The sequence below is a fragment of the Bacillus cereus group sp. MYBK79-1 genome (genome assembly GCF_051915365.1).
In the GTDB taxonomy this organism is placed as follows: domain Bacteria; phylum Bacillota; class Bacilli; order Bacillales; family Bacillaceae_G; genus Bacillus_A.
Window position 1 is genome coordinate 297,020 of record NZ_JBQAEO010000002.1, and the last position, 26,072, is coordinate 323,091.

Below are 26,072 nucleotides of genomic sequence, written 5' to 3' on the forward strand. Positions count from 1 at the left end.
ATCCCTATCTTTTCATTAGAATTTTCATACTTGTTCGTTAACTTTAACATAAATCATTCAACAAATTCCACTAAGTAGGTTACAATAAGAGAGGATACATAATTAGTAGGGAGGCTTTACATATGAAAGATCCACGCATTGAAAAGTTAGCATACAATTTAATTAACTACTCTATCCGCTTACAAAAAGGCGAAAAAGTATTAATTGAAAACTTTGGCTTACAAAAAGAACTTGTAACTGCACTTGTAAAAGAAGCATATGCAGCTGGTGGTTTCCCATTCGTTTCTTTAAAAGATCATCAAGTAGATCGCTCTTTATTAATGGGTGCTACTGAAGAACATTTCGAACAAATCGCTGCATATGAAGCAAGCGTAATGAAAGATATGGACGCTTATATCGGTCTTCGTTCTGGGGATAACATTAACGAACAAGCTGACGTGCCAAGTGAAAGAATGCAAATTCACGGTCAAACAGTTGGTAAGAAAGTTCATAGAGACATCCGCGTTCCGAAAACTCGCTGGGTTGTTCTTCGCTATCCAAATGCTTCTATGGCGCAGCTTGCTAAAATGAGCACAGAAGCTTTCGAAGACTTCTACTTCGAAGTTTGTAACTTAGACTACGGTAAAATGGATAAGGCGATGGATAGCCTTGTTACATTAATGAATAAAACAGATAAAGTTCGCTTAACTGGTCCTGGAACTGACTTAACATTCTCTATTAAAGACATTCCAGCTATTAAATGCTCAGGTCATTTAAATATTCCAGATGGTGAAGTATACTCTGCACCAGTTCGCGATTCTGTTAACGGTACAGTTTCTTACAACACACCATCTCCTTACAACGGTTATACGTTTGAAAATGTACAACTTAAGTTTGAGAATGGCCAAATCGTTGAAGCAACTGCAAACGATACAGAGCGCATTAACAAAATCTTCGATACAGACGAAGGCGCACGCTTCGTTGGTGAGTTCGCAATCGGCGTAAACCCATACATCTTACATCCAATGGGAGACATCCTATTCGATGAAAAAATCGATGGCAGCTTCCACTTTACACCTGGACAAGCTTACGACGATGCATGGAACGGCAATAACTCGAACATTCACTGGGATTTAGTATGCATCCAGCGCCCTGAATACGGCGGCGGCGAAATTTACTTCGACGACGTACTAATCCGTAAAGACGGACGCTTCGTTGTATCTGAATTAGAAGCTTTAAACCCTGAGAACTTAAAATAATAACAAAAACGCTCGGATGCACTCCGAGCGTTTTTCTATTAATAATTTAATAAATCTTTCGCCACATCTTCTGGCACTTTAAAACTCATTTTCTTATTTTTCATTTCAACTTCGACATAAGGGACATCTTTATATACTGTCATCGTACCAATTTCATGTAACTTCTTTTTATCTTTACTCGACTCCGATAATTTCGCTGTATCCTCTTGGTACATTTTAAATGTTTTCCCTTGCGGAGTATCTAAAGGAGCCGATTGCACTTCCCACTTATCCATTTTCATGACTTCAAACAGCTTTTCAATTTCTTTCTTATCGGTAATTACTTTTTTATCATTTGAATCTGTAAGTGATTCAATCTCAACCTTTTGTGCCTTTTCAAAGTTCATATCAGCCTTTTCCTTCTTCGCACTACACCCTATTAAAAGAACGGATGCGGTTAGCAGAAGTAAAAATAACGTAAGGACTTTTTTCATTTCTAATCCTCCTAACTACATAGAGCTACTTTTTTCGTTTTTTGTTTGCTGAAAATGAAAATAATATAAAAGCGCCACTGCAATAGTACCTATTAATATCGGTACATATAAGGGCAGATCCCATTTCATATATACTCTAGTGCAAATAGCAAGCACCAACAAAATTTCCAAACAAAACAAAGGTTTTACATATTTCATTTCTTACCTGCCATTTCTATTTTTACATGTGGATTCTCTTTTTGTACAAGCGATAAAAACCGCTCCATATGTTGCGGCATCGCAACCATATGTACTTTATATGCATTCGTCGTAATTTCAAGAGATTTCCCAACTTGACGAATGATTCTTATCTCTTTCAATACGATATCGTCATTTAAAATGCCGTACTTTAATACACCATTTTCTACTTTATGCTTTTTAATAAATACTTCCCAAACGAGTGGCACATTGACAATGAAGCATAAACCCATTCCAATTAACGCTGACATCCACTTTTCTTGATTGGTGAAAAGTATGACAAGTGGATACACAAACATAAAAGCTAACGTGAGAGCAACGAAAATTACTACTGACTTACTTCTTTGAATTGGAAAATTCATACCTACACCCCCTAACTAAATTATACCATTATTTCCATTTTAGTTCATAAAAAAAGGCCATTTCTGAATGACCTTCTTAAACGATATACATATAACATTTCTTACTTACCTTGAATCTCTTTCCACTCAGAAGCTAGTAAACTATATACAGCGATATCATGAAAATGATCATATAACCATTCATCATCTCTTAAAATACCATCTAACTTAAAACCTAAACGCTCTGGAATAGCACGGCTTTTCACATTTTCAACACCGCATCTAATTTCCATTTTATTTAATTTTAAATTCTCAAATACATAGTGAAGTACAGCCTTCACGCTACGCGTCATAATACCTTTCCCGCCAGCATCTTCCGCAAGGTAATATCCGAGACTCGCCGCTTTCTTTCCCCAGCTTACCGGATGAATGCCTACCATCCCAACGAGCTTTCCTTTGTAACGTATGCCACTTTCAAAACCGTCTCCCTCTGCAAACTTCTTTAACCACATCGGACAAATCTCATCATACGCACCAGCAGATTTCATCCCATCTACCCAAGGAAGCCATCTTCGTAAATGATTACGGTTTTGGTCTATTAATTGATATAGATCCTCTTTATGATGCTTCTCTAACAACTGTAATTCGATTTCATCGTCTACTCGAAGTGTGAACATGTTTTTTAGCTCCCTTTTAGTTTTCTTATTATTCTAACACTTACAGATGTAAATTGTTAAATATTCACACTTTCTTATAATTTTATATATGAACAACCACTATATATGATTGATATCTAGATATGAATCATATATAGTTAAAGTATGGAAAAAAATGATAATTTTATAATTCAATTACGTAAAGGTGTTTTTGATCTCGCTATTTTGTCTTTAATAAGTAAACAACCTATGTACGGATACGAAATTACAAGTGCATTACAAGATATCCCTGTGTTTCATATCCCAAACGGTTCGATTTACCCTATATTAAATCGAATCACGAAAAACAATTGGGCTGTTTCCTATTGGGAAGAGTCCGGTGATGGCCCAAAAAGAAAGTACTATCGCATTACAGACGAAGGGAGAGAAATTTTATATAGTCGCTTACATGATTATGATGCAGTTTATCAAGCTCTAATGTTACTAGCTAAAGGAGAGGATAAAAAATGAACAAGGAACAATTCTTCGCAAATGAACTCATTACTTCTTTCTTACAGGATTTCAACAAAGGTTTAATGAACTTACCTACCTCAGCAAGAGAACAACATGTGCTAGAAATCAAATCTGATTTATATGAAAATGCATTAAGTAAAGAAAGTGAAGGGATACCATTAGAAATCATCCCTTCACAAGTGATTGAAGAATTTCTTCCTCCAAAAGAATTAGCAAAGGAAATTGCAGTAGAATATACAGATGTTATTCAAAATGCACAGCAATCTACAAATACATTTATCAAATACTTTACAGGTCTATCAGTTGCTCCACTTGTTGCTTTATCAGTACCTATCGCACTTGGCTTTATAAATATTTCAGCTAATTTACCATTTTTATTAGCCTTTATCGCAAGCAACATTTGGTTCATCTGTAGAGAAAACCATTGGAATACACAGCAATTAAAATTTTTAAAAACAATGATTTCCTTTAGTACTAGCGTTTTAATCGCACTTCCATTTGCATTTTTTGCAGTTCGAATTATGATAACAAAACAATTCGATATGTTTTCATTCTATTATTTAATTGGATACGTACTTTTTAGTTCAATTTATATCGTTTTGTTGAAACAACTATACAAAAAGAATGAACAATACCAACATATCAACGCTTTTTAAAATATATCGAACACAACAAAAAAGACGCACAGCCACAGCTATGCGTCTTTTCTATTACTTCTCTGCAACTTGAACTTCTTTTACGTAAGCTGCTTCGAATTTTTGGATGTCTCCTGCGCCCATGAAAATTAGAACACCGTTTTTATGTTTCTTTAATACATCCGTTGTTGTATCTGTAATTAGTTCTGCACCGTCAATACGCTTTTGCAGATCTTCAATTGTTAATTCACCTTTGTTTTCGCGCGCTGATCCGAAAATATCACATAAGTATACTTGATCAGCTTTGCTTAGGCTCTCAGCGAACTCATCTAAGAACTTTTCTGTACGTGAGAATGTATGTGGCTGGAATACAGCGACAACTTCACGCTCTGGATGTTTTTGACGAGCTGCTTCAATCGTTGCATTAATTTCTGTCGGATGGTGTGCGTAGTCATCGATAATAACTTGCTCTCCCATCGGCTTTTCATTAAAGCGACGTTTTACGCCTTCAAAAGTTGTTAGCTGATGCTTAACTGCTTCTACATCAACGTTTTCATAATGGCAAAGCGCGATTACTGCTAATGCATTTAACACGCTATGGTTGCCGTACCCTGTAATTTTGAACGTGTCATAGTACGTATTACGAACGAATACATCGAAAATAGTACCATCTGTTCTCTTTTGAATGTTACGTGCTTGGAAATCATTATCTTCTCCAAATCCATAGAAAATAACAGGTACTTTCGCTTGAATTTTTTGAAGTTCTTCATCATCTCCACATGCAATAATACCTTTTTTCACTTGCAATGCCATCTCTTGGAATGCATTGAATACATCATTGATATCTGTGAAATAATCCGGATGATCAAAATCAATATTTGTCATAATCGCATAGTCTGGATAATAAGACAAGAAATGACGACGATACTCACAAGCTTCAAATACAAAATACTTACTATTTTCTACCCCATGCCCTGTTCCATCTCCAATAAGGTAAGATGTAGGGTGTGCACCTTGCATTACATGGGCTAACAAACCAGTTGTTGATGTTTTTCCATGTGCACCAGTTACAGCAACGCTTGTGTATTGGTTCATAAGGTCACCTAAGAAGTGATGGTAACGATGTACTGGGATGTTTAATTCTTTTGCTGCTACGATTTCTTCATGCGTATCAGGAAATGCATTTCCTGCAATAATCACTTGTCCTTCTTTTACATTATTTTTATCAAAAGGAAGGATCGAGATATTACGCTTTTCCAACGCTGTTTGTGTAAAGAAACGCTTTTCATAATCAGACCCTTGAACAGTATGCTTCATGTCATGAAGAATTTGAGCTAATGAACTCATTCCTGTTCCTTTAATTCCTACAAAATGGTAAACTGTCATCTTAAAGAACCTCCAACATTTCGAACTAATACAACGGCCTATCTATAAGACAGTATATGAATCTTTTCTTATTTTGGTAATCATCATACATTTTTGATGTAGTGAAGTTATTCTTTCCCTTCACTTATCAGGATAAACTCGTACGTACTTCTTTTTATGCCCATAACAAATCCATTATAGCAAAAAAGAAGCCGCTATACTATGATAACAGAAAAACTGATAGGGTCAATCACCTATCAGTTTTTCTCTCTTTTACATATCTTCTCTTTTTTCTAATTGAACACGCTCTAGACGTGGGTTTGGACGATATTTACGACCAGCTTTCGCTTCTGGTTTTCCATTTAATTCTACGTTATCACCAGTAAAGCCAATATTCATTTTTAATAAGCTACTTCCTACTCCGTATATATCAACAGGTACGTTTTGAGCTTCAAATTCACGAATACGTTTCTCATCAAATCCACCAGTTACAACGATGTCTACATGCTGGAATCCTTCTTCATCAAGTGCTTTACGAAGTGCGAATACAAGCGATGGGTTTACACCACGTGGATCGAATGTTCCAAGTACTTCTGGGTGGCGAATGAAATATTGATCAATCATCGTGCGCGACGTATCTACACGTACACCTTTTAATGTTAATCCAAATTCACGCGCTACGCGAAGTGCATCTGTAATGACATCATTGTTGTAATCAATTAATACAACTAATTCATCTTCTGGGAATTTCTTATGATATGCTTTTGCCGCTTCCACAACATCACCATTAAACATTTGAATTAATGCGTGAGGCATTGTCCCCATACCACTTCTGCCCCACCATTCATTCATCGCATGCGTCGCTTGTGCACTCATACCTCCGATGTATGCTGCATAACCGTCACCAGCTTGTTGTGTATAATGATCGTCACGATCTCCCATGAAAATAACTGGTTTTTCTTTATCTACACTACGTGCAGCTTGGACAACGTTATATACGTTTGTCGCAACTGATGTACGACGAGCTAAAATCCCATCAATGACACCTTCTAAAAATCCGAAATTTTCATAAGGACCATGAATTGTTAACACTGTTTCAAACGGACTAATATTATCGCCATCTTTTAAAGAGTTAATTTCAAGTTCCTCAGGATTTTTAGCGAATGTTTGTAGCAATGCAATCACTTCATCTGTTCCGCAAAGAACTGCATTTTCCTTTTGGAAAAATTGCATCGTCACAACACTTTTCGGGCGAAATTCTTCAATGATTTCTCTAGTCTTTAAAAAGTAAACGGCAGAGAACCAACCTTCTCCAACACGTTCGTCAAATTTAAATGTTCTATTTGTTAGTCTATTTATTTCACCTTTTAATTTTAATTCAATCTCTTTCATGTCGCTTTACTCCCTACTTTACTATCCAACATTTTCTATTAGTATACAGCAAAACCGTTTACTATACATTTGTTTCCTGCATAGCAGCGAATTCATCCTCAGAAATAAGGACGTCTCTCGGTTTCGTTCCTCTTCCTTCAGAAATAATTCCTTGCGATTCCATCTCTTCAATGAGACGTGCCGCGCGATTATAACCGATGCGGAATTTTCGCTGTACAGAAGATGTGGACGCTCCCCCTTGTTCTACAACAAATTGACATGCATCAAAGAACAATTCGTCTTCGGACTCAGCCTGTTCTGTTTTCGCTAATAAATCCTCTTGCTTAAATAAGTAATTCGGCTTCATTTGCTTTCTCACATGATCAACTGTCTTTTCAATCTCATCATCCGATACATATACACCTTGTACACGAACTGGTTTAGACGTACCGTTTCCTAAAAATAGCATATCACCACGGCCAAGTAATTTCTCCGCGCCTCCAATATCAATAATCGTACGCGAATCAACTTGAGATGATACAGTAAACGCAATACGCGTTGGAATGTTTGACTTAATTAAACCTGTAATAACGTCTACAGATGGACGCTGCGTCGCTACTAATAAATGAATACCACACGCACGTGCTTTTTGTGCAATACGACAAATCGCTTCCTCAACATCACCAGGTGCTACCATCATTAAGTCGGCTAACTCATCAATGACAATAACGATATAAGGTAATGTCTCTCCCGGAATTTCTCGCCCACTTACAATCGTATTGTAACGAGTTAAATCACGAGCACCAGCGTGCGCAAACAATTCATAACGGCGTTCCATCTCTTCGACTGCCCACTTTAAAGCCGCTGTTGCTGCTTTTACATCCGTAATAACAGGTGCTACAAGATGTGGAACAGAATTGTATGGTGCAAGCTCAACCATCTTCGGATCGATTAACATTAACTTCACTTCATGCGGTTTCGCTTTATATAAAATGCTCGTTAAAATCGCGTTAATACACACACTTTTACCAGAACCAGTCGCACCCGCAATAAGTCCGTGTGGCATTTTTCGAATATCCGTTACGATTGGATCACCTGAAATATCAAGTCCAAGCGCAACAGTAAGCGGTGATTCACTCTTTGTAAACACAGGACTTCTTAAAATTTCACGAAGAAATACTGGCTTACTTTCTTTATTTGGAACTTCAATTCCAATCGCACTCTTCCCTGGAATTGGCGCTTCAATACGAATATCTTTCGCTGCTAAACTCAGCTTAATATCATCGCTTAAGTTTGTAATTTTATTTACTTTCACACCTGGGTCTGGCTGTACTTCAAAACGAGTTACCGCCGGACCTTGTGACACATTAATAACATGTGCACCAACATGGAAATTATTAAACGTTGTATCTAATAATTCTTTCTGTTCATCCAACCATTCCGTATTATCTAACGCCGCTTGCTGCGGAATTGATAACAATGTTAATGGCGGAATTGCATATGTCGGTGGTGTTTGCAATACATTTCGCATATCGTTCTCTCTTTGATTTACAACATATGCTTTCTCTTGTACTTCCTTACTTGAAAGTGACTTTTGTACTTGCTCTACCACTACTTGCTGCACTGGACGTTCTTCCACTTGTGGTTCTACTGCCACTTGTTGCACTGGTTGTTCTTCCACTCGTGATTCTACCACCACTTGCTGCATTGGTTTCTCTTCCACTTGTGGTTCTACTGCCACTTGTTGCACTGGTTGTTCTTCCACTCGTGATTCTACCACCACTTGTTGCATTGGTTTCTCTTCCACTTGTGGTTCTACTGCCACTTGTTGCACTGGTTGTTCTTCCACTCGCGATTCTATCACCACTTGTTGCATTGGTGTTTCTTCCATTTTCGGTTCCACTACTTCTTGTTGCACTGATGTTTCTTCTACTTGTTGTATAGGCTTATTCTCTACTCGTTCGCTCATAGAAGATTGCATTGCATTCGCTCTAGCCGCATGTCTTTCCATTAATCGCGTTCTGTCTTGTTTCAACATAACAACATTAAATGGTACGTGACGCTTCTTCTCACGTTTTGGTTCTTCTTTTTGTACAATTGGTTGCTCTTCTGCAATCGGTGCTTCTTCTACAACTTGTTGCTCTTCTGCAATCGGTGCTTCTTCTACAACTTGTTGTTCTTCTGTAATTAAAACATTTGCAAAGCTTTGAACATCTTTTTTCGTTTGTTCATCAGCCTCAGCAACATGTATGAATTCATTCTTTTGTTCAATTGCTTTATTTAACAACATTTCTTGCTGCGTTTCCTCAAGTGCTACAGGTTCCGCTTCTTTTGCTTCTGTAATTACTTCCACTTCTTCTGACTCTTCTGTTTCCGCAATTACTTCTACTTCTTCTGACTCTTCTGTTTCCGCAATTACTTCTACTTCTTCTGACTCTTCTGTTTCTGCAATTACTTCCACTTCTTCTGACTCTTCCGCTTCTGCAATTACTTCCACTTCTTCTGACTCTTCCGCTTCTACAATTACTTCCGCTTCTTCTGACTCTTCTGCTTCTACAATTACTTCCACTTCTTCTGGCTCTTCTGTTTCCGCAATTACTTCTACTTCTTCTGACTCTTCTGCTTCCGCAATTACTTCTACTTCTTCTGGCTCTTCTGCTTCTGTAATTACTTCCACTTCTTCTGGCGCTTCCGTTTCCACAATTACTTCTACTTCTTCTAGCGCTTCCGTTTCCACAATTACTTCCACTTCTTCTGTTTCTGCAATTACTTCCACTTCTTCTGACTCTTCCGCTTCTACAATTACTTCCACTTCTTCTGGCTCTTCTGTTTCCGCAATTACTTCCACTTCTTCTGGTATTTCCACGATGATTGTTTCTTCAAGTTTTTCTTCTGCTTTGACAATCACTGATTCTTCTGGAGCTTGCTTTTCTACTTCAATAGTAGGTTGTTCTATTTCTGTATTACGTTTAATTTCTTCTGATAATATTGTATCCTCGTGCTCTACTTTAGAATCTACTAATTCCTCTTGTAGAATGTTTCGGGCCACTACATCACTTTCTGGCTTTGCATCTTCCATATGCCCAGCAATTGTTTCATGAAGTAATTCAGCCGCTGGAACTTCCTGCGGTGCACTCATTTCTTGAACCACTTCTTTTTCTTCTACTATAGGCTCTTGGCGTTCAATTTCATAACCGTTTTTCTCTAGCCATTGATCGACAACTGACTTTTCTTCCTTTTTACTTTGTTGATCTTGCTGATCAACTCCTTCATGACTGGAAGAAGTCGGTGCTTGTCCTTCTGAGAAATGAGATAATGTATATCCTTTTTTCTCTAACCATGCATCAACGACTGATTTGCCCTCTACAGATATTTCAAGATCTTCTCTTTCCTTTACTTCCTCCTGCTTTTCTTCCTTTTTCTCTACTGAAGGACGATTATATCCGTAAATTGGCGAAATCATTTCTGTTGGACGAAATGGTCTACGGTTACTTTCTTGCGTAGGTGCAGTTGCTTTCTTTATGACAGGCTCTCGCTCCGGTTCATATTGTATTTCCGGCTCTTCATATGTAGAAACTACCTTCTCCACATGCTGTCGTCTACTTCTTTCCGCTTTGATTCCTCTTTGAATAGGTTGATCTTCATATACTTCCCTTTGAACAGGTTGTTCTTCAAAGTGAGGTAATTCTTTTACATCATCCTCATCGAACCCATTATCCGGTACTAATGGAAAACGGCATTTACCTGCATTCCTACTTGCCATTTGTGCTTCTCTTGCTTCAGTATAGTGGTTTACACGAGGAATTTTCGGCTGACTTTCAATTTGCTTTGATACTTCTTTATTTATCGCTGTTTGTTCTTCCTCTTTGTTAAACAGCTTTTTCATCCAATCTAACATGCTTACCACTCTTTCTACTAAATAGTAACATCCTTTATTGTATCAGCATTCGGCAAAAAGTGCAGGTAAAATTAAGCATGTCATATTTATCCATAACATTCTAATTTACGAGTGTTTTCATATAGAAAAACGCACCCTTACATGTAAGACTGCGTTTAAGCTTTACTCTTCCGATATTCATCTACACTATCCGTTACACTTTGCAATAAAGAATTTACATACTGCGGGTCAGATAATTTTTTATCTTCTTCAGGATTTGACATAAATCCAAGTTCTAATAGTACGCCAGGTACTTTGGACCAATTAAATCCAGAAAGGTCATCCCTAAATTTAATTCCATTTACTTTCACTTGCTGATTCTCTCTCATTTTATTTACGATCGTTTGAGAGATTTGAAGGCTTTCCGCATAAATCTCTTTCGTATACGGACTTCCTTCGGCTGGTGTCAATACAGCAAATCCACTTTGATTCGGATTTTCAGAACCATCTGCATGAAGACGTAAAAATAAATTCGCTTTATGATCATTCGCCAATGTCGCACGTTCTTTATTACTTATATCAACCTCTTGCGACGTTCTTGTCATTAATACTTGCATTCCCTTTGCTTCTAACTTTTCTTTTAATAAGAAGGCCATTTCCAATACGAGAACAGCCTCTCTTTTTTTCGTCACAACACCAGTTGTACCATCTGTCACTTTATATTTTTGCGTCGTTGCTCCTGGTCCAATCGGTTCTAAATTTAAATTCGCTTTTTGTTGATGGCCCGGATCAATAACAATGAGAAACTTTCCTTGTTTTTCATTACTCTCTACTTTTTGTTCATTATTTTGCAGCGGTTGCTCTGTTGGCTGTACTGGCGTAGCTTCCTCTTTCTTTTCTTCGGCCAGCACTTCTTCCTGCTTCTGCTCCACTCTCTCATTCGTTTGAACTGCTTGCGGTTCTTCTTTCTTTTCTTGTTCTTCTTGCTGCTTTTCTACCGGTGCGTCTTCCTTGTTATCTTTGTTTGCTTCCTGCATAGAAGATGTTACTTCTTGTTTTGGCTCTTCTTGCGAACAGCCTCCCATATATATTCCAATGAATGCAATCATGCTCATTATTTTTATATACTTCATATTTTTCTCCCATCACTTTGCACCGGTCTCAAAGTTTTTCTTATAATTGTTTTATAATCTCATCCATATTTCCAATGTGAACAGGTTGCCACGTCTCTGTACCACGCTCTGCCGTATAAACTAAATACGCATCATCGGCCACATTTACGAAAATCGGATCCCCCATATCTGTTTCATATCCGATAACAATCCATTCCTCTTTCCATTTTCCATGTTCTTCACTTATTAATGAATTTTTATGTTTATCATATCGATAACCGATTTGTCCTTTTTCTAATTCATTTTCACTAAACAAATATATTTCATAAGAACCTAACTCGATATCTTGCTGTTTTGAAGTTTCAATTCGTTTCAGAAGTTCTGCGATTTTTAGTTGTTGTTTCATACGTCTATCCCCTTCTTTTTTTCTAAATTTTAACTAGATTGTTTATAAAATACAATATAGATTTTGTGAAAAATGGTGACATCCTTATAATATGAACAATTTTTTGAATATATCTGTCACAACTCGTAATATATCAACGATTCAATAGAAAATATAGATTCCCCGGCGAAAAGTGAAAATAAAGAAAAGAGAGGCTGCCCAAAAGGACAACCTCTCTTTCCTTACATCAATTAAAATTTGAACTCTTGTCCAACTTCAAAGCTATCTTCTAATACAAGAATACCTTTTTCTTGCGGAGCATCTGGAAGCTCTAACTCACGTGCTGAGCAAATCATTCCAGAAGAAGGAACTCCGCGAAGTTCAGCTGGTTTAATTAGCATACCGCTTGGCATTACAGCGCCGATTTTTGCAACGACAACTTTTTGTCCTGCATCAACGTTCGGTGCGCCACATACGATTTGTAATGTTTCTGTACCGATTTCTACCTTACAAATGTTTAACTTATCAGCATTTGGATGCTTCTCTTTTTCAGCTACATAGCCTACAACAAATTTTGGAGAAAGATCTGCTTCTACTTTTTCTTCAAAGCCGTTCTTCGCTAAAATTTCATTGATTTTTTCTACAAGTTCTTTCGTTAATGTAAGGTTACCTGTTTCTTTTACTTCTAAGTAAGAAGATGCATTAAAGATGTTGAATCCTGCTGTTTCGTTGCTTTCACGGTCATATACGCGTGCAACATCTCCTTTGCGATCAAAAGTACGGTTCTCTAAAGTAATATCTTGTAAGGCAACAATTAGAGTGTCACCAATTCCTTCAAGGTTGTAAAAAACGTTCACTTCGTTCATCCTTTCTCTTTTCCATCTGTCTTCTTCCGATTCTTCGCTAAAATAAAGATTGGTTCAAAGTCCCCATCTTCATATACGAATGAAAGTGATGTAATCGGAACATGCCCTTCGGCAAAAAATTTCATTGTCATTTGTGCAATAATATCATAACCGATTTCGTTGACGATATCAGCAATAATTAATACATCTTGGTGAGGAACAGCAACAACCATGTCACCAGAAATCTTTTCACGCATCGATTGTAGTAACGATTCGTTTAAAATACGCGTCGCATCATACCCATCATTTGTGTTTAAAAAGTAGAATGTATTCCCTGCTACGGTTTCTTGTTTAAATTCATAACCTAGTGAGCGAGCGTTAAATAATGCTATTTCACGCACTTGCTGCTCTGTAAGTTCTAATTTCTGTAATAGACGCTCATCAATTAGTCGATATGTTTTATTCGAATCTAGCGCATAGTAAATACGTGTTTCTGCCGTATGATCCGTCATAATAAACGGATTTCCTTCTTCTGCTTGTTTCGGGAAAGAAGTAGAGCGAATAACAGGTAGAATTTTCGCCGCGCTATTTTCTTCTCTATGCATCGCAATTAACGCTTCTTGTACGTAATAGGCAACCTCTTCAATCGCCTTTTCTTTATTCACTTCCCATTTTGCTACAACTCCTGGAAGCGATACGTTAATACCTTTTTTCGACTCTTTCTGTTCTATACGTAGAACTTCTTTCTCGCTATCATACTGAAAGTCCCATTCTGGGCGAGATAATTTCTTCATTAACTCGTCTTTCATCTTTTTACTTGTCATCTTCATCTCTTTTTCCTCCCTTCCAAAAAAACAACCTCCCCCGCGAAGGTAGAGGTTGTTTTACAATTCAATTGGCAAATTGCCTTATTTTAAACCTTCAATGAACTCTTCGATTTGTTCTTGTGTTTTACGATCTTTGTTTACATAGCGACCTGTTTCTTCACCTTTATTGTACGCTACAAAGCTCGGAATGCCAAATACGTCTAATTTTATGCATAGATCAATAAACTCATCACGATCTACATAGTAAAATGAGAAATCACTATATTTCTCTTCTACTTCTGGCATAAATGGATCTACAAAACGGCAGTCTGGGCACCATTCTGCTGAGAACATAAAGACTACATTCTCTTCATTTTTCAATTGTTGGAATTGCTCCATGCTTTCTAATGATTTCATCTATATTTCCTCCTCTAACGAGTGCATTTTTTCATGTTATAATCTTTCTTTTATACTACCATACATCGCGCACGGTGCAAGGTTTATGCTTGCTTTTCGTCATACTTATATTGCCCAACAAGTAACTTAACAACGTGTACAAATAATTCCGTACGGTCGACATAATCATCTGTAAAAATACCGATAGCACCTTCGTGGCTACGAATATCTTTTCTCTGCACAAACTCTTCCATCACTTCACTTAACTCCTTGCCATCTTCAAGAGGTGCTAAAAAATCATCTGGTAACTTAATACGTGCACCGCCGGCAACGAATGTTTTACCGTCACTTGTTGCTAGCGCGCCCCAGTTACACATAAATAAACCGTGCTCCGTTTTCATTACACCGCCCTCTAGCCCAATACCAATTTGAGCTTCTCCTTCTTGCAGCGCTCGCTTCGCTCTATTAACCGCTCCTTGCATCGTCTCTTCATCTGTAAACGGCTGGCTCGCTACTCCTGAAGGGACAGAAAGAGATGTAATTGTAGCCTCTTTCCAAACCTTCTCCACAGCTCCAACCTTCGTTTTATTCTTCGATCCAACTACTACTTTCATTTCATTCACCTCTATAAAAATTCATCATCTTACCTTAATCGAATTATTCTTTATATATGGGAGTACCGCCACCATGATCAATTACTCGGTCACCTCTTCACTCTAAAAAAGAAAAGTTTTTCTCACAAAATTGCCGACCTCGAATACAAAAACAGCCTTCCTCTCTCTCCATACTCGGGGTCTTAATACATCATTCGAACACCAATTAAGCTCTGACCGCTACCACACATCGCTGGCTCATCTCTCCTACCTAAAAATAGAAAGGTTTTTCTCACAACATCGCCGACCTCAAGTTCAAAAACAGCCTTCCTCTCTTTTCCTATCCAGTGTCTTAATACATCATTCGAACACCAATTAGGCACTGACCGCTTCCACACATGGATGGGTCATCTGTTCAACCTAAAAAAAGAAGGGTTTCTCGCCCTTCCTCTTTACGCGTTATTCTTAATTGTTTCTAACGTCGTTTTATCCGTTGCTCTTACAAGCTTCGTAATGAGTTCTTTTGCTGCCGCATAATCATCAACATGCAAAATAGAAGCATGTGTATGAATGTAACGCGCACAAACACCAATTACTGCTGATGGGATACCTGAGTTACTTGTATGTACACGGCCCGCATCTGTACCACCTTGTGAAATAAAGTATTGGTACGGAATGTTGTGTGTTTCTGCTGTATCTAAAATGAATTCGCGCATTCCTCTATGCGTTACCATCGTACGGTCGTAAATACGAAGAAGAGCACCTTTTCCTAATTGACCGAACTGTGTTTTATCACCAGATGCATCGTTTGCTGGGCTTGCATCAAGCGCATAGAAAATGTCTGGTTGAATCATATTTGCAGCAGTTTGTGCACCGCGAAGACCAACTTCTTCTTGTACAGTCGCACCAGAGTATAATGTGTTTGGTAATGTTTCGTCTTTTAATTCTTTTAACAATTCGATTGCAAGGCCACATCCGTAACGATTGTCCCAAGCTTTCGCCATAATTTTCTTTTCGTTTGCCATCGGCGTAAACGGGCAGATTGGCACGATTTGTTGTCCTGGTTTTACACCAATCTCAATCGCATCTTCATAGCTATCTGCACCTATATCAATTAACATATTTTTTATATCCATTGGTTTTGCACGTTGCGCATCACTTAATAAATGAGGAGGAATAGAACCAACAACCCCAATAACAGGGCCATTCTTCGTCATAACTTGTACACGCTGTGCTAATAGTACTTGGCTCCACCAGCCGCCTAACGTTTGAAAACGAAGCATCCCGTTTTTCGTAATTTGCGTAACCATGAAACCTACTTCATCCATATGACCTGCTACAAGAACACGTGGGCCAGTTTCGTCCCCTTTTTTCAGACCAAATACGCTACCTAAACCGTCTTGCACAATTTCATCCGCATATTTGCTTAATTCTTGCTTCATAAAACGGCGTACATCATGTTCGAAACCTGATGCACCTTGTAATTCTGTTAACGTACGAAATAATTGTAATGTCTCTTTATTCACGAAGTCCCCTTCTTTCAAACCTTAGTAGAATACCTCTTTTATTGTAACGAAATTTTCGAAATGTTTCTAGTTTCTTCTTTTTTAGCTGTATTTGCTTTATAATTATTATTGGTACACTATTTTTATTTTACAGAATTGAGGTGAATATATGAGCTGGAAAGGTTTAGTAGCAGGTCTTGGCGTTGGATTTGCAGCTGGTTATCTCGTTGCAAACAAAGTACAAGAACAATCCCATATTTCTTCAGAAAAAGCATTGAAAATGGTGAAACAAGCATTAAGTCATAAAGGTGAAATTACTGGCTCTTGGGTACATATGGTTCCAGAGACATTTGAAAAATATGATGTCGCATACGAAGTTTATCGCGGCGGTCTTACAACGATGTTAGATGATATACAAGAACGATTTGAATTTTTAGTTGATGCTAAAACAGGTACTGTTTTAGAGGTTATAGCAGCATAAAAAGGAAGGTTCCCATTAGGTGAACCTCTTATTTTTTTATCGTGGATAGTAATTGAAATTATATCGGCGATTTACCGAATATATCGACTTACCGCCCAAAAACGACAACAAAAAGGAGACTGCCCCAACAGACTTCCGGAACAACCTCCTCTTTTTATCCCGCTTTAATGGGCAGTAAGACCCCCACCTCAAAATTTAGCGAAAGCAAAGAATTTAGGTGGGGGTCGGGCTGCCCATAAAAGTCCGATTGGTGAGGGCTAATAATCAGTGGGGGATGAAGAAAACCCCCACTGATTAAAGTTTCACTTTATGCTTCTATACTCGTTTTCCGTTCTATTTTTTCTACAATCTGCCCTTCTTCATTCCACTTTACTGCACGGTAATACGCGTCATGATAAAACGTGAACCAAGCATTGTTTTCAGCACCGTACTTCATCCACTTTTGCTTATTTTCAATCGATGTCATCGGATAATCGTCGTAGGCCATCACCCATAGTACATTTTGATGTGCGTGCGTCGGCAATAGGTCTGCTAAATGAAGCATCGTTTCACCTTTGCTTTCTAAAGCAATAACTGCATGTCCATCACTATGACCACCTGTATGCGCCATTTTTATTTCATCCGTAATTTCTATTTCTTGCTGGAATGTAACAACTTGATCTACAATCGGCTCCCAATTTTCCTTCCAATATGTATTGCGTGATCTAATATTTGGGTTCCTCATTTCATTCCATTCTGTTTCGCTTACGTAAACTTTCGCATTCGGAAACGATGGTACAAGGTGATCACCTTCCCATTTCGTTAAACCAGATGCATGATCAAAATGCAGGTGTGTCATTAAGACGTACTGAATATCTTCAGGTTTTAAATCTAGTTTTTCTAATGATTTATAAACCGATGACTCTTCTGTTACACCTTGATTTCGCTTCATCTTCTCATTCAATTTACCGTTTCCTATTCCGGAATCAATGAGCATATTACCATCTTTCGTTTGCAAAAGTAACGGATCTGTTCGTAAATAAATATGATTTGTATCATTATGTTTATACTTACGTGACCAAAGTACTTTCGGCACAACTCCAAACATTGCTCCTCCATCTAAATGTGTGTTCCCACCTTTTAGCCACGTCACTTTTATATCTCCAATCTGTAACTGTTCCATTATGCATCCCCCTTTTAAATTAATATTAACATAAAATTCTGATTTTTTTAGTTACAAAAAACCTATGCATTACTGCATAGGCTCTGTACGATATTTCGCTTCCACTCGGTAAATACGATGACCTTTACTAGAGAATTTCTCTTCGTATTCAGTCATGATATTACCTTCATAATCACTATTATGAAGATCTAGGCTAAGGTAAGTTAATAACATACCATACTCAGCCATACTCATTAGAGAGTATTCAAATAAACCTTGGTTATCTGTTTTGAAATGAATTTCTCCGCCTTCTACTAACACTTCTTCATAATTGCGTAAAAACGTTTTATACGTTAAACGACGCTTCGTATGACGTTTCTTTGGCCATGGATCTGAGAAGTTTAAATAAACGCGATCAATCTCACCTTTTGCAAAGAAAACTGTTAAATCTTCAGCATCTTTATTAATTAACTTTAAGTTCGGTAATTCTTCTTCAATTAATTTATCAAGTGCATCTACAACAACACTTGTGAATTTTTCAATTCCAATATAATTAATATGCGGATTTGCTTTTGCCATATCATACATAAAGCGGCCACGACCTGTACCTACTTCAATATGAATTGGTTGTTCATTTCCAAATACTTCTTTCCAATTACCAGCGCGCTCCTCTGGGTTTCCGATTACGATATGTGAATACTCATTAATTCGATCCATTGCATACGGTTTATGTCTTAAACGCATAGATGTCTCCCTCTCTTTACATAGCTATTTTAAAGGAATAATTCCTTCTTTCTGTTTTAATCAATCTATCAAACAAAAAACCAAGTACGTACGAGCACTCGGTCCGTTTCTTTCAAGTATAAGATGTACCATTTTGATAAAAACTACATACAGCATTAAACATTCCATGACGAAACAGCTTTTTCTCTTACATTTGAAGAGAAAAACAATCGAAAGGATGATCCGTTCATGCCAATTAATCAACAACATCAATTAGAAGTGCTGAAAGATATTTTAGTCAATCACCAAAGTGATTGTTGCGGGACAGTTTCTGAATGCGAGCAATTAGAGCGTCTCATTCAATCGTTACTCGCAAACGATAGTATAAGTAGTGACGCTAAAGCAATGCTAAACGATGTATATTCTTATAGTCAATCGGGTAAATCTTCCTCTAATTTGGACAACCACATTTCCAATAATCAAGAACAACTTACTCAGTGGATTGCTGGAATGGACAATTTTTCTTAAGTATTACTCTGAAGCAAGTAGCTGCTGTAAATATTGATGCCAATATTCAGCTTCTGCTTGCTGTTTTTTTGTTGTGTGCCATTGCATAGACAAAATCGTTTGTGCTATTACATACCATCTCATACGCCTAAGCAGCGATTCATCCATTTCAATATCATAATATTCGAGCCACTCGCTCCATTCGTGGCGCGGAATGTACCAATATAATAACATACCGAGGTCTAGAGCTGGGTCAGCAATTACAGCTCCATCCCAATCAATTAAAAACAACTCATCTTCATCCGACAATAGCCAGTTGTTATGGTTTACATCACAATGGCATACAACGAATTCATTGTATTCAATATCTTTTAATGAATCCATTAAATATTGAAGGCCTTGCTGAATTGTTTCATCATCCCTTATATCTCCTCTTAAAACAAGTTGCAGTTGTTGTAATAACTCTTGTGCGTGAAGCGGCTGCTTCCCAAGTCTTTGAATCATCTGTACAAGCGCTTTAGAGGAGTGTATTTTCTTCAAAAGTTTTGCAACACGTTCTAGTTTCATATCCTCTGGCTCTAGCTTCTGTCCCGGAAGCCATTTTTGAGCAGAAATTACATCACCGTTCGTTACCCTTCTTGTCCAAAGTAATTTTGGAACAATTCCTTCTGCTGACAATACCGCTAAAAAGGGCGATGTATTCCGCTTTAAAAATAACTTCTGTTGTCCGTTTTGCGCAATATATGCATCGCCCGTTACTCCACCAGCCGGTACAAGACTCCACTCTTTTCCTAATAATTGTTCCAACCATTCCATATTCATTACCCGTTAACAAATCCTTATCTTTTATAGTTATGAAAAGAAAACCGCAACATTTTTACACATGTTGTGGATTCATATATTTTACTGTAAATGAAAAGAAAACTTGGCATAAGCCAAAAACTCTCTATTTTATTTTACAAAACCAGTCATAGAATGACAACTTATCAAAATCGTCACCTTTGTCAATTCTACATTTATTACATTCTCATCGTCAAGTAGCGATTTGTCACATTATCGTCAATATATACGTGCTAATTGGAGCGAGCCTAAGTTCCTTTCCTCTAAATGAAGAAATTGGCTCTATTTTCGCTTGCTTTTCGTTTACTAACACATGCCACGTTTCTTCTTTCGGAAGTTGCACCGTTTTAGCTTCTAAACCGCTATTAAATAAAACTATAATCTCTTTCCACGGCCCAAACGATTCTGCATGCTCTAGGTGATATGCAAGTACTTCTGGAGAGGTTTGCAAAAAAGTCATGTGCTTTTTTATAAGGTCTGCGTTTTGTAATCGGAATGCTCCGTGCTCTTTACGAATCGCAATTAAACCTTTTATATAGTTAACGGTCTCTATCTCTTTCTCTTTTTGATCCCAATCTAATTGATTAATTTCATCATTTGCATTATAACTATTTTCATTCCCTTGCTTCGTACGATAAAACTCTTGCCCAGCATGTAAGAAAGGAATACCTTGCGAAAGAATCACCATTGCGCTCGCTAGAAGGTGACGTTTTTTTAGAATCTCTTCTGGCTCTTCATTACTGCACATTAGTTTATCCCACATCGTCATATTGTCATGACATTCTACATAGTTAATGCTTTGCACAGGCTCTAGAAACAAACCTGTTTCTTTCATACGCAAAAGGCTTCCTGATGCTATATACTGCAAATGATTACAGTCTACATGCCCACCAAATGCAAAACCACGTTTATTTATATGAAAGGTACTCCCTTTTATCCCATCACGAAATTGATCATTAAATTGCGCAATATACGGCATTTTCTTTGCATTATTTAACGTTGCTTTTTCTTCGGCAGGAAGTGGTGTTTGTAGCTCCCACCCTTCTCCTAATAACAATGCATCTCGCTTTATGTTTCGCACTTCTTTTTCTATTATATTCATTGTATCAACATCTATAATTCCCATTAAGTCGAACCGAAATCCATCAACATTGTATTCAGTAAGCCAATATAAAATAGACTCTACAATGAATTTCCTCATCATTTTTCGTTCAGATGCTATATCATTCCCGACTCCCGTCCCATTAGAAGGCATACCATTTTCACCATGACGGAAATAATATCCTGGGACAAGCTTTTCAAATGATGATAGCTCTCTTTCATAAACATGATTATATACAACATCTATAATCACCCTAATGCCATGCTCATGAAATGTTTCAATTAACTGTTTACACTCTACTATCCTGTTATATGGATCAGAGGGATTTGTAGCATAATATCCCGTTGGCGCATTGTAATATAATGGATTGTAACCCCAATTATAGGCAGAGGAAGGATTCGCCTCATCTACACCACCGAAACAATATAAAGGTAATAATTCAACATGTGTAACACCTAAATCTTTTATATGAGACAAGCCTGTCAACGTCCCATTTTCCCCTGTTGTTCCTTCTTCCATTAGCCCTTTATACGTTCCTTTTTTACTCACTCCACTATTCGGATGAATAGTAGCATCACGAATATGCAGTTCATACAATATAGCATCTGTCATTGACTGTAATGGCGGTAATTGCTCTCGCTTTGTTACATTTGTCTTTTCCAAATCGATAACAATGCCGTACTTCCCATTTACAGTCAATGACTTTGCGTAAGGATCCACCGCTTCATTCCATATTAAATTAATACAAACAAGAAATGTATACTTTGCTCCGGCTAAATCGCCTTGTAATGTATGAGTCCAAACTCCATTTTCTCCTCTATACATTTCATGATCGATATACTCTTTATCACTTTTATAAATCCTTATTTTTGCAAGTCTCGCAGTTGGAGCCCATACTTTAAATATAGTTGCTTCTTTTTGATACACAGCACCTAAATCAGTACCTTCGTAATAATACTTTTCATCAAAAATCGCCGTTCTTATGACAGCACCTATTTGTAAATCTGTTTCTTCATTCCGTTCATCTCGTACTGTATAATACTTCCCCACATCTAGCGGCTCTTCTATAAAGCACTCATACTTCGTTGCATCCGGAAGCGCAATTGTATGAGCAATCGGTAAATCTTTCACGTTACTTCCTTCTTGCAAACGAAATGTCCGGCTTGTTCCATACGCATGTGGGAGCAAAATTGTAATTTTATTCATTTCATCTAAATAGGCATCAAATGGACGTTTTACTTTCAGCATAAAAAAATCACCATCATTCTTAAAGTTAAATGAAACGAGCTGCAAATGATAAGGCTTTTCTTATCAGCAACACCCTATACAGTAACACATTGTTCTTTATAGTATATTCACCTGTATAAAAAACGTTTTCATACATTCTATTTTTGTAATTTTATTTCAGCAATTGCTTTATACTTCGGTGTCTCCTTCACGTGAGATTCGTATAAAGTAATCGTATCCGCTTGAAATGATATTTCAGGCACTTCCTTTATATGTTCTAAATCAAACTTCTCTTCTCCTACCCATTTACGAGCAACAGTAATATGCGGATGATACGGGCGAGTTTCTAAAGAAAAGCCATTCCCTTCACAAATAGCGTGCACTTGCTTTTGTAATTGAAACAAATCGTGATTCTCGCTTACCTTCGACCAAAAAATACGCGGTCTATCTTCCATACCGAACGTTGAAAATCCTTGTAATGTGAACGATAGTTCCTTTGTTTCTGTAAGTGTTTGTAATCCATTCTGTATTCCTTCTAATTGTTCCTCTGTCGCACTACCTAAAAATGAAAGGGTAATATGATAGTCTTCTTTATGTACCCACGAACGAAATGGCAATTCCTCTTTCATTTCCTCTTTATGAATAGACAGCACTTCTTTTATATGATTTGGTAAAGTAATCGCGACAAAATAATGCGGCTCCATGTACATCTTCTCCTTCTTTCTATTGTTGCTTTTCTTTCTTATATCATTCAATGAAAAAGAATCGAACTTCCCTACAAGTCTAACCAAATTAAGGTTGGGCTAATAAATCAAATTATATCGGCTTAACAACAAACGATACGTAACAGAAAACCGTCCCAAATTATGTATCGGGACGGTCTCTTATTATTTATATATCTATTACTTCGCTAATTCATGAATTGCTTGCGCGTAAATTGCTGTCGCTTTTAATAAGTCTTCAATTTCAATGTACTCGTCTTTTTGATGTGCAAGCTCTTCTTTTCCAGGGAACAACGGACCAAACGCAACGCCAGCTTCCAATGAACGAGCGTAAGTACCGCCGCCAATCGCTAATAGTTCTGCTTTTTCACCTGTTTGTTCTTCGTATACGCGCTGCAACGTACGAATTAATACGTGGTCTTTATCAACGTGATGCGGGCGAGAGTTCGAATAGTCCGCTACTTCAAATCCATGAGTACCAACGTATTCTTTTAACTTCGCAATCATCTCTTCAAAGTTAGTCGTAACTGGATAACGTACATTTAATCCTAAATTACCACCAGTCTCTTTCGTATAAGAAAGACGACCAACATTCACTGTTAACGGACCGCTAACTTCATCTTTATAGGCGATAGTAGCCTTTTTACCATAAATATCACCAGTAAATGTTTCTGTTGCAAATGTTGCAAACGAAGCTCCTTTTCCATCAAGAGCGACTTTCGTTAAGAAGTTTGCCAGTAATAAACCGGCATTCTCACCCTTCTCCGGAGTAGATCCGTGAGCTGAAATCCCTTTAATTTGCAATGTCACCTTATTACCTTCTACAATGGCTTCACCTATTTTTTTAGCAGTTTGTAAATACTCTTCATATGCTACTGTAAGTGCATTTACATCTTCTCCTATAATAATTGCTTCTGCAAAATCAGGAACCATATTTAAACGGCGACCTGATTCAAATGAAACAAGTTCATATGTACCTTTCTTCTCTTCACTACCACTTTGCACAACTTGTATATCAGAAATTCCTTTTTCCGCATTAATAATTGGAAAATCAGCGTCTGGGGCAAAACCAATTGTTGGCATTTCTTCATTTTTAAAGTAGTGATCTACACATTTCCAATTGCTTTCCTCATCTGTTCCTAAAATCATACGAACGCGTTTTGAAAGAGGTAAACCTAATTCTTTCACAATTTTCATCGCATAATAAGCTGCCATCGTTGGGCCTTTATCGTCAATTGCACCACGTGCAAAAATCTTTCCGTCGCGAATATCTGCACTATATGCAGGAGTCGTCCAGCCATCTCCTTCTGGTACAACGTCAACGTGACAAAGAATGCCTACTAAATCTTCTCCTTGTCCCATTTCAAGATGACCTGCATATCCTTCTAAATTTTTAGAAGTAAAACCTTCAGTTTCCCCTTTATGTAACATGAAAGATAAAGCTTTTTCTACACCTTCACCGAATGGTGCGCCCTCTTTCGCCGATTCTTCTTCCCATACACTTTTAATTTGTAAAAATTGTTGTGTATCACGAATTAAATCATCTTTTCGTTTTGCAACTTCTTCTGTCCAATTAATTGCTGACATCACGCATCCATCCTTCACTATATTGTTTCTTTCATCATAACAAACCGAAATCTCTTATGCCATACACGAAACTTAAATACCGAACAATTGTAATATTTCAGATATTTCCCATTAGTTTTTCTTTTATTTTTTCAAAAAAATTTGCAGGAATTTGGCGTTTTACGTAGAATTTTATGTGTTAGTTGACTGACCATATATACAATGTCAACTACCAATATTTTTCTATATGAATATTTGTTAAACTTTTGTAAAATTTAAGTAGATTAAAGCATGAATTTTATCATGTAGAGTACAATGGTAGTAACGACCTTCTTTCCTGAATGGGGTCAAAAAAACTAGTAGAGGAGTGGTTTTCTCTTGAAACCTACAACTACTCGTATGCTAACACGCATTAAATCAATTTATATGTACATCAATGAAAACGGAACGGTAACGACGAAAGACCTTGTAGATGAGTTCGGGATCACACCGCGAACGATACAACGTGATCTAAATGTGTTGCAGTTTAATGAACTCGTGTATAGCCCTTGCCGCGGTAAGTGGACAACAACAGGAAAGAAAGTGAGAATGACCTCATAATGAAAAAATAATTGTATGTAAATAAATACATACCCCTTTCTAACTCATTAGAAAGGGGTCTTTTCTGCGCCGAAAAACAGCACTATTTCTCAGTATCTACTTGATATGTTTTTAACATCTCTACTTCTTCATCTGATAGCTCTCGGTATTCTCCAAGTTCTAACTCTGCATCTAATACTAACGGTCCCATCTCTGTTCTCTTTAGGTAGACTACTTTTTTCCCTACCGCTTCAAACATGCGCTTCACTTGATGGAACTTTCCTTCGGTAATGACAAGCTCAATTTCAGAAATCTCATCGCTTTTTAATATTGTAAGTGCACCTGGCTTTGTTTCATAGCCATCATCTAAAATAACACCTTTAGCAAACTCTTTTACATCTTCTTCTGTTACGACTCCTGCAACGTGTGCATAATATTTTTTCGGCACATGCTTTTTCGGAGATAACAATTGATGAGATAACTTCCCGTCATTTGTTATCAATAAGAAACCTTCCGTATCAATATCAAGTCGTCCAACTGGGAACGGATCAAAGATTGCATCTTCTAACTCTAATAAATCTATTACTGTTTCATGATTATCATCTTCTGTCGCTGAAATAACGCCTTGTGGTTTATGCAACATTAAGTAAACAAACTCTTTATATTCCACAACTTCTCCGTGAATCATAACTTCTTGCTCTTCTACATTTACATGAACCTTTGCATCTTTCACTGGCGTTCCATCAATTTTCACAACGCCGTCTTTCAATAATTTCTTTACTTCTTTTCTACTTCCATATCCCATATTCGCTAATAATTTATCTAATCTCACGTTT

General features: G+C 37.3%; 28 protein-coding genes. 6 read left to right on the top strand and 22 right to left on the bottom strand.

The features are described 5' to 3' along the window. The first annotated feature begins 122 nt into the window (after positions 1-122). Positions 123-1,238, top strand: a complete 1,116-nt coding sequence (locus tag ACTFOB_RS06265) for an aminopeptidase (protein ID WP_000654737.1) — start codon at positions 123-125, stop codon at positions 1,236-1,238. A gap of 38 nt (positions 1,239-1,276) precedes the next feature. Here the strand turns inward: ACTFOB_RS06265 and ACTFOB_RS06270 are convergent, their stop codons facing one another. From ACTFOB_RS06270 to ACTFOB_RS06285, 4 genes are all read right to left on the bottom strand, one after another. After that, positions 1,277-1,711, bottom strand: a complete 435-nt coding sequence (locus ACTFOB_RS06270; protein WP_440025048.1) for a hypothetical protein — start codon at positions 1,709-1,711, stop codon at positions 1,277-1,279. 15 nt (positions 1,712-1,726) lie between these two features. Beyond that, complete coding sequence (locus ACTFOB_RS06275) at positions 1,727-1,909, bottom strand: hypothetical protein (RefSeq protein ID WP_151633771.1); 183 nt, start codon at positions 1,907-1,909, stop codon at positions 1,727-1,729. Then, the gene (locus ACTFOB_RS06280) at positions 1,906-2,310 is read right to left on the bottom strand and encodes a PH domain-containing protein (protein WP_440025050.1); all 405 of its coding nucleotides are present in this window, start codon (positions 2,308-2,310) and stop codon (positions 1,906-1,908) included. Before ACTFOB_RS06280 ends, ACTFOB_RS06275 begins: the two co-directional genes overlap by 4 nt. Positions 2,311-2,411: 101 nt before the next feature. Continuing rightward, positions 2,412-2,966 (bottom strand): GNAT family N-acetyltransferase, encoded by a 555-nt coding sequence (locus ACTFOB_RS06285; RefSeq protein ID WP_440025052.1) that lies wholly within the window; start codon positions 2,964-2,966, stop codon positions 2,412-2,414. Positions 2,967-3,110: 144 nt separating this feature from the next. Between ACTFOB_RS06285 and ACTFOB_RS06290 the strand changes: the two genes are divergently transcribed. Together ACTFOB_RS06290 and ACTFOB_RS06295 are read left to right on the top strand one after the other, a co-directional pair. Further along, the gene (locus tag ACTFOB_RS06290) at positions 3,111-3,455 is read left to right on the top strand and encodes a PadR family transcriptional regulator (protein ID WP_151633777.1); all 345 of its coding nucleotides are present in this window, start codon (positions 3,111-3,113) and stop codon (positions 3,453-3,455) included. Continuing rightward, positions 3,452-4,114, top strand: coding sequence for an HAAS signaling domain-containing protein (locus ACTFOB_RS06295; RefSeq protein ID WP_440025053.1), 663 nt, complete (start codon positions 3,452-3,454; stop codon positions 4,112-4,114). Before ACTFOB_RS06290 ends, ACTFOB_RS06295 begins: the two co-directional genes overlap by 4 nt. A gap of 54 nt (positions 4,115-4,168) precedes the next feature. Here the strand turns inward: ACTFOB_RS06295 and murC are convergent, their stop codons facing one another. From murC to ACTFOB_RS06350, 11 genes are all read right to left on the bottom strand, one after another. Continuing rightward, on the bottom strand, positions 4,169-5,479 hold the full coding sequence (murC, locus tag ACTFOB_RS06300) for a UDP-N-acetylmuramate--L-alanine ligase (protein ID WP_151633781.1): 1,311 nt from the start codon (positions 5,477-5,479) through the stop codon (positions 4,169-4,171). Positions 5,480-5,731: 252 nt separating this feature from the next. Next, complete coding sequence (locus ACTFOB_RS06305; RefSeq protein ID WP_149237463.1) at positions 5,732-6,850, bottom strand: nicotinate phosphoribosyltransferase; 1,119 nt, start codon at positions 6,848-6,850, stop codon at positions 5,732-5,734. Between the two features lie 61 nt (positions 6,851-6,911). Further along, positions 6,912-10,727 carry a DNA translocase FtsK gene (locus tag ACTFOB_RS06310; protein ID WP_440025054.1) on the bottom strand — a complete coding sequence of 1,272 codons (3,816 nt, stop codon included), beginning with the start codon at positions 10,725-10,727 and terminating at the stop codon, positions 6,912-6,914. Positions 10,728-10,882: 155 nt separating this feature from the next. Continuing rightward, on the bottom strand, positions 10,883-11,839 hold the full coding sequence (locus tag ACTFOB_RS06315; protein ID WP_440025055.1) for an N-acetylmuramoyl-L-alanine amidase: 957 nt from the start codon (positions 11,837-11,839) through the stop codon (positions 10,883-10,885). A gap of 40 nt (positions 11,840-11,879) precedes the next feature. After that, positions 11,880-12,224, bottom strand: a complete 345-nt coding sequence (locus tag ACTFOB_RS06320) for a thiamine transporter (protein ID WP_151633787.1) — start codon at positions 12,222-12,224, stop codon at positions 11,880-11,882. A gap of 230 nt (positions 12,225-12,454) precedes the next feature. Continuing rightward, positions 12,455-13,069 carry a YtpR family tRNA-binding protein gene (gene ytpR, locus ACTFOB_RS06325; protein WP_151633789.1) on the bottom strand — a complete coding sequence of 205 codons (615 nt, stop codon included), beginning with the start codon at positions 13,067-13,069 and terminating at the stop codon, positions 12,455-12,457. Beyond that, positions 13,066-13,878 (bottom strand): DUF1444 domain-containing protein, encoded by an 813-nt coding sequence (locus ACTFOB_RS06330; RefSeq protein WP_440025056.1) that lies wholly within the window; start codon positions 13,876-13,878, stop codon positions 13,066-13,068. The genes ytpR and ACTFOB_RS06330 overlap by 4 nt, the downstream gene beginning before the upstream one ends. 78 nt (positions 13,879-13,956) lie before the next feature. After that, positions 13,957-14,271 carry a thioredoxin family protein gene (locus tag ACTFOB_RS06335; protein WP_046958699.1) on the bottom strand — a complete coding sequence of 105 codons (315 nt, stop codon included), beginning with the start codon at positions 14,269-14,271 and terminating at the stop codon, positions 13,957-13,959. Between the two features lie 83 nt (positions 14,272-14,354). Continuing rightward, on the bottom strand, positions 14,355-14,864 hold the full coding sequence (locus ACTFOB_RS06340; protein ID WP_440025058.1) for a DUF84 family protein: 510 nt from the start codon (positions 14,862-14,864) through the stop codon (positions 14,355-14,357). A gap of 182 nt (positions 14,865-15,046) precedes the next feature. Beyond that, positions 15,047-15,241, bottom strand: coding sequence for a hypothetical protein (locus ACTFOB_RS06345; protein ID WP_440025059.1), 195 nt, complete (start codon positions 15,239-15,241; stop codon positions 15,047-15,049). A 54-nt stretch (positions 15,242-15,295) separates the two neighbouring features. Continuing rightward, positions 15,296-16,369, bottom strand: coding sequence for a M42 family metallopeptidase (locus ACTFOB_RS06350; RefSeq protein WP_001031515.1), 1,074 nt, complete (start codon positions 16,367-16,369; stop codon positions 15,296-15,298). A 148-nt stretch (positions 16,370-16,517) separates the two neighbouring features. On the opposite strand from ACTFOB_RS06350, the gene ACTFOB_RS06355 reads away from it, so the two are divergent. Continuing rightward, positions 16,518-16,829, top strand: a complete 312-nt coding sequence (locus tag ACTFOB_RS06355) for a PepSY domain-containing protein (protein ID WP_000118541.1) — start codon at positions 16,518-16,520, stop codon at positions 16,827-16,829. Positions 16,830-17,136: 307 nt separating this feature from the next. On the opposite strand, the gene ACTFOB_RS06360 is transcribed toward ACTFOB_RS06355, so the two are convergent. Beyond that, positions 17,137-17,991, bottom strand: a complete 855-nt coding sequence (locus ACTFOB_RS06360) for a YtnP family quorum-quenching lactonase (RefSeq protein ID WP_440025060.1) — start codon at positions 17,989-17,991, stop codon at positions 17,137-17,139. A 69-nt stretch (positions 17,992-18,060) separates the two neighbouring features. Next, positions 18,061-18,714, bottom strand: a complete 654-nt coding sequence (trmB, locus tag ACTFOB_RS06365; protein WP_001239381.1) for a tRNA (guanosine(46)-N7)-methyltransferase TrmB — start codon at positions 18,712-18,714, stop codon at positions 18,061-18,063. Between the two features lie 228 nt (positions 18,715-18,942). Here trmB and ACTFOB_RS06370 point away from each other — a divergent pair, with 228 nt between their 5' ends. Next, positions 18,943-19,221, top strand: coding sequence for a YtzH-like family protein (locus ACTFOB_RS06370; protein WP_001122236.1), 279 nt, complete (start codon positions 18,943-18,945; stop codon positions 19,219-19,221). Positions 19,222-19,224: 3 nt separating this feature from the next. On the opposite strand, the gene ACTFOB_RS06375 is transcribed toward ACTFOB_RS06370, so the two are convergent. From ACTFOB_RS06375 to pepV, 4 genes are all read right to left on the bottom strand, one after another. Continuing rightward, positions 19,225-20,022, bottom strand: coding sequence for a phosphotransferase family protein (locus ACTFOB_RS06375; protein WP_002096266.1), 798 nt, complete (start codon positions 20,020-20,022; stop codon positions 19,225-19,227). A gap of 226 nt (positions 20,023-20,248) precedes the next feature. After that, on the bottom strand, positions 20,249-22,390 hold the full coding sequence (gene pulA, locus ACTFOB_RS06380) for a type I pullulanase (protein WP_440025063.1): 2,142 nt from the start codon (positions 22,388-22,390) through the stop codon (positions 20,249-20,251). 137 nt (positions 22,391-22,527) lie between these two features. Continuing rightward, positions 22,528-23,073: an RNA 2',3'-cyclic phosphodiesterase gene (gene thpR / locus ACTFOB_RS06385; protein ID WP_151633801.1), complete on the bottom strand. Its 546-nt coding sequence runs from the start codon at positions 23,071-23,073 to the stop codon at positions 22,528-22,530. A 198-nt stretch (positions 23,074-23,271) separates the two neighbouring features. Continuing rightward, positions 23,272-24,678, bottom strand: coding sequence for a dipeptidase PepV (pepV, locus tag ACTFOB_RS06390; RefSeq protein WP_440025065.1), 1,407 nt, complete (start codon positions 24,676-24,678; stop codon positions 23,272-23,274). Positions 24,679-25,035: 357 nt separating this feature from the next. On the opposite strand from pepV, the gene ACTFOB_RS06395 reads away from it, so the two are divergent. After that, positions 25,036-25,257 carry a DeoR family transcriptional regulator gene (locus ACTFOB_RS06395; protein WP_000805512.1) on the top strand — a complete coding sequence of 74 codons (222 nt, stop codon included), beginning with the start codon at positions 25,036-25,038 and terminating at the stop codon, positions 25,255-25,257. An 82-nt stretch (positions 25,258-25,339) separates the two neighbouring features. Here the strand turns inward: ACTFOB_RS06395 and ACTFOB_RS06400 are convergent, their stop codons facing one another. Then, positions 25,340-26,068 carry a pseudouridine synthase gene (locus tag ACTFOB_RS06400; protein WP_426832062.1) on the bottom strand — a complete coding sequence of 243 codons (729 nt, stop codon included), beginning with the start codon at positions 26,066-26,068 and terminating at the stop codon, positions 25,340-25,342. Positions 26,069-26,072 lie beyond the last annotated feature (4 nt).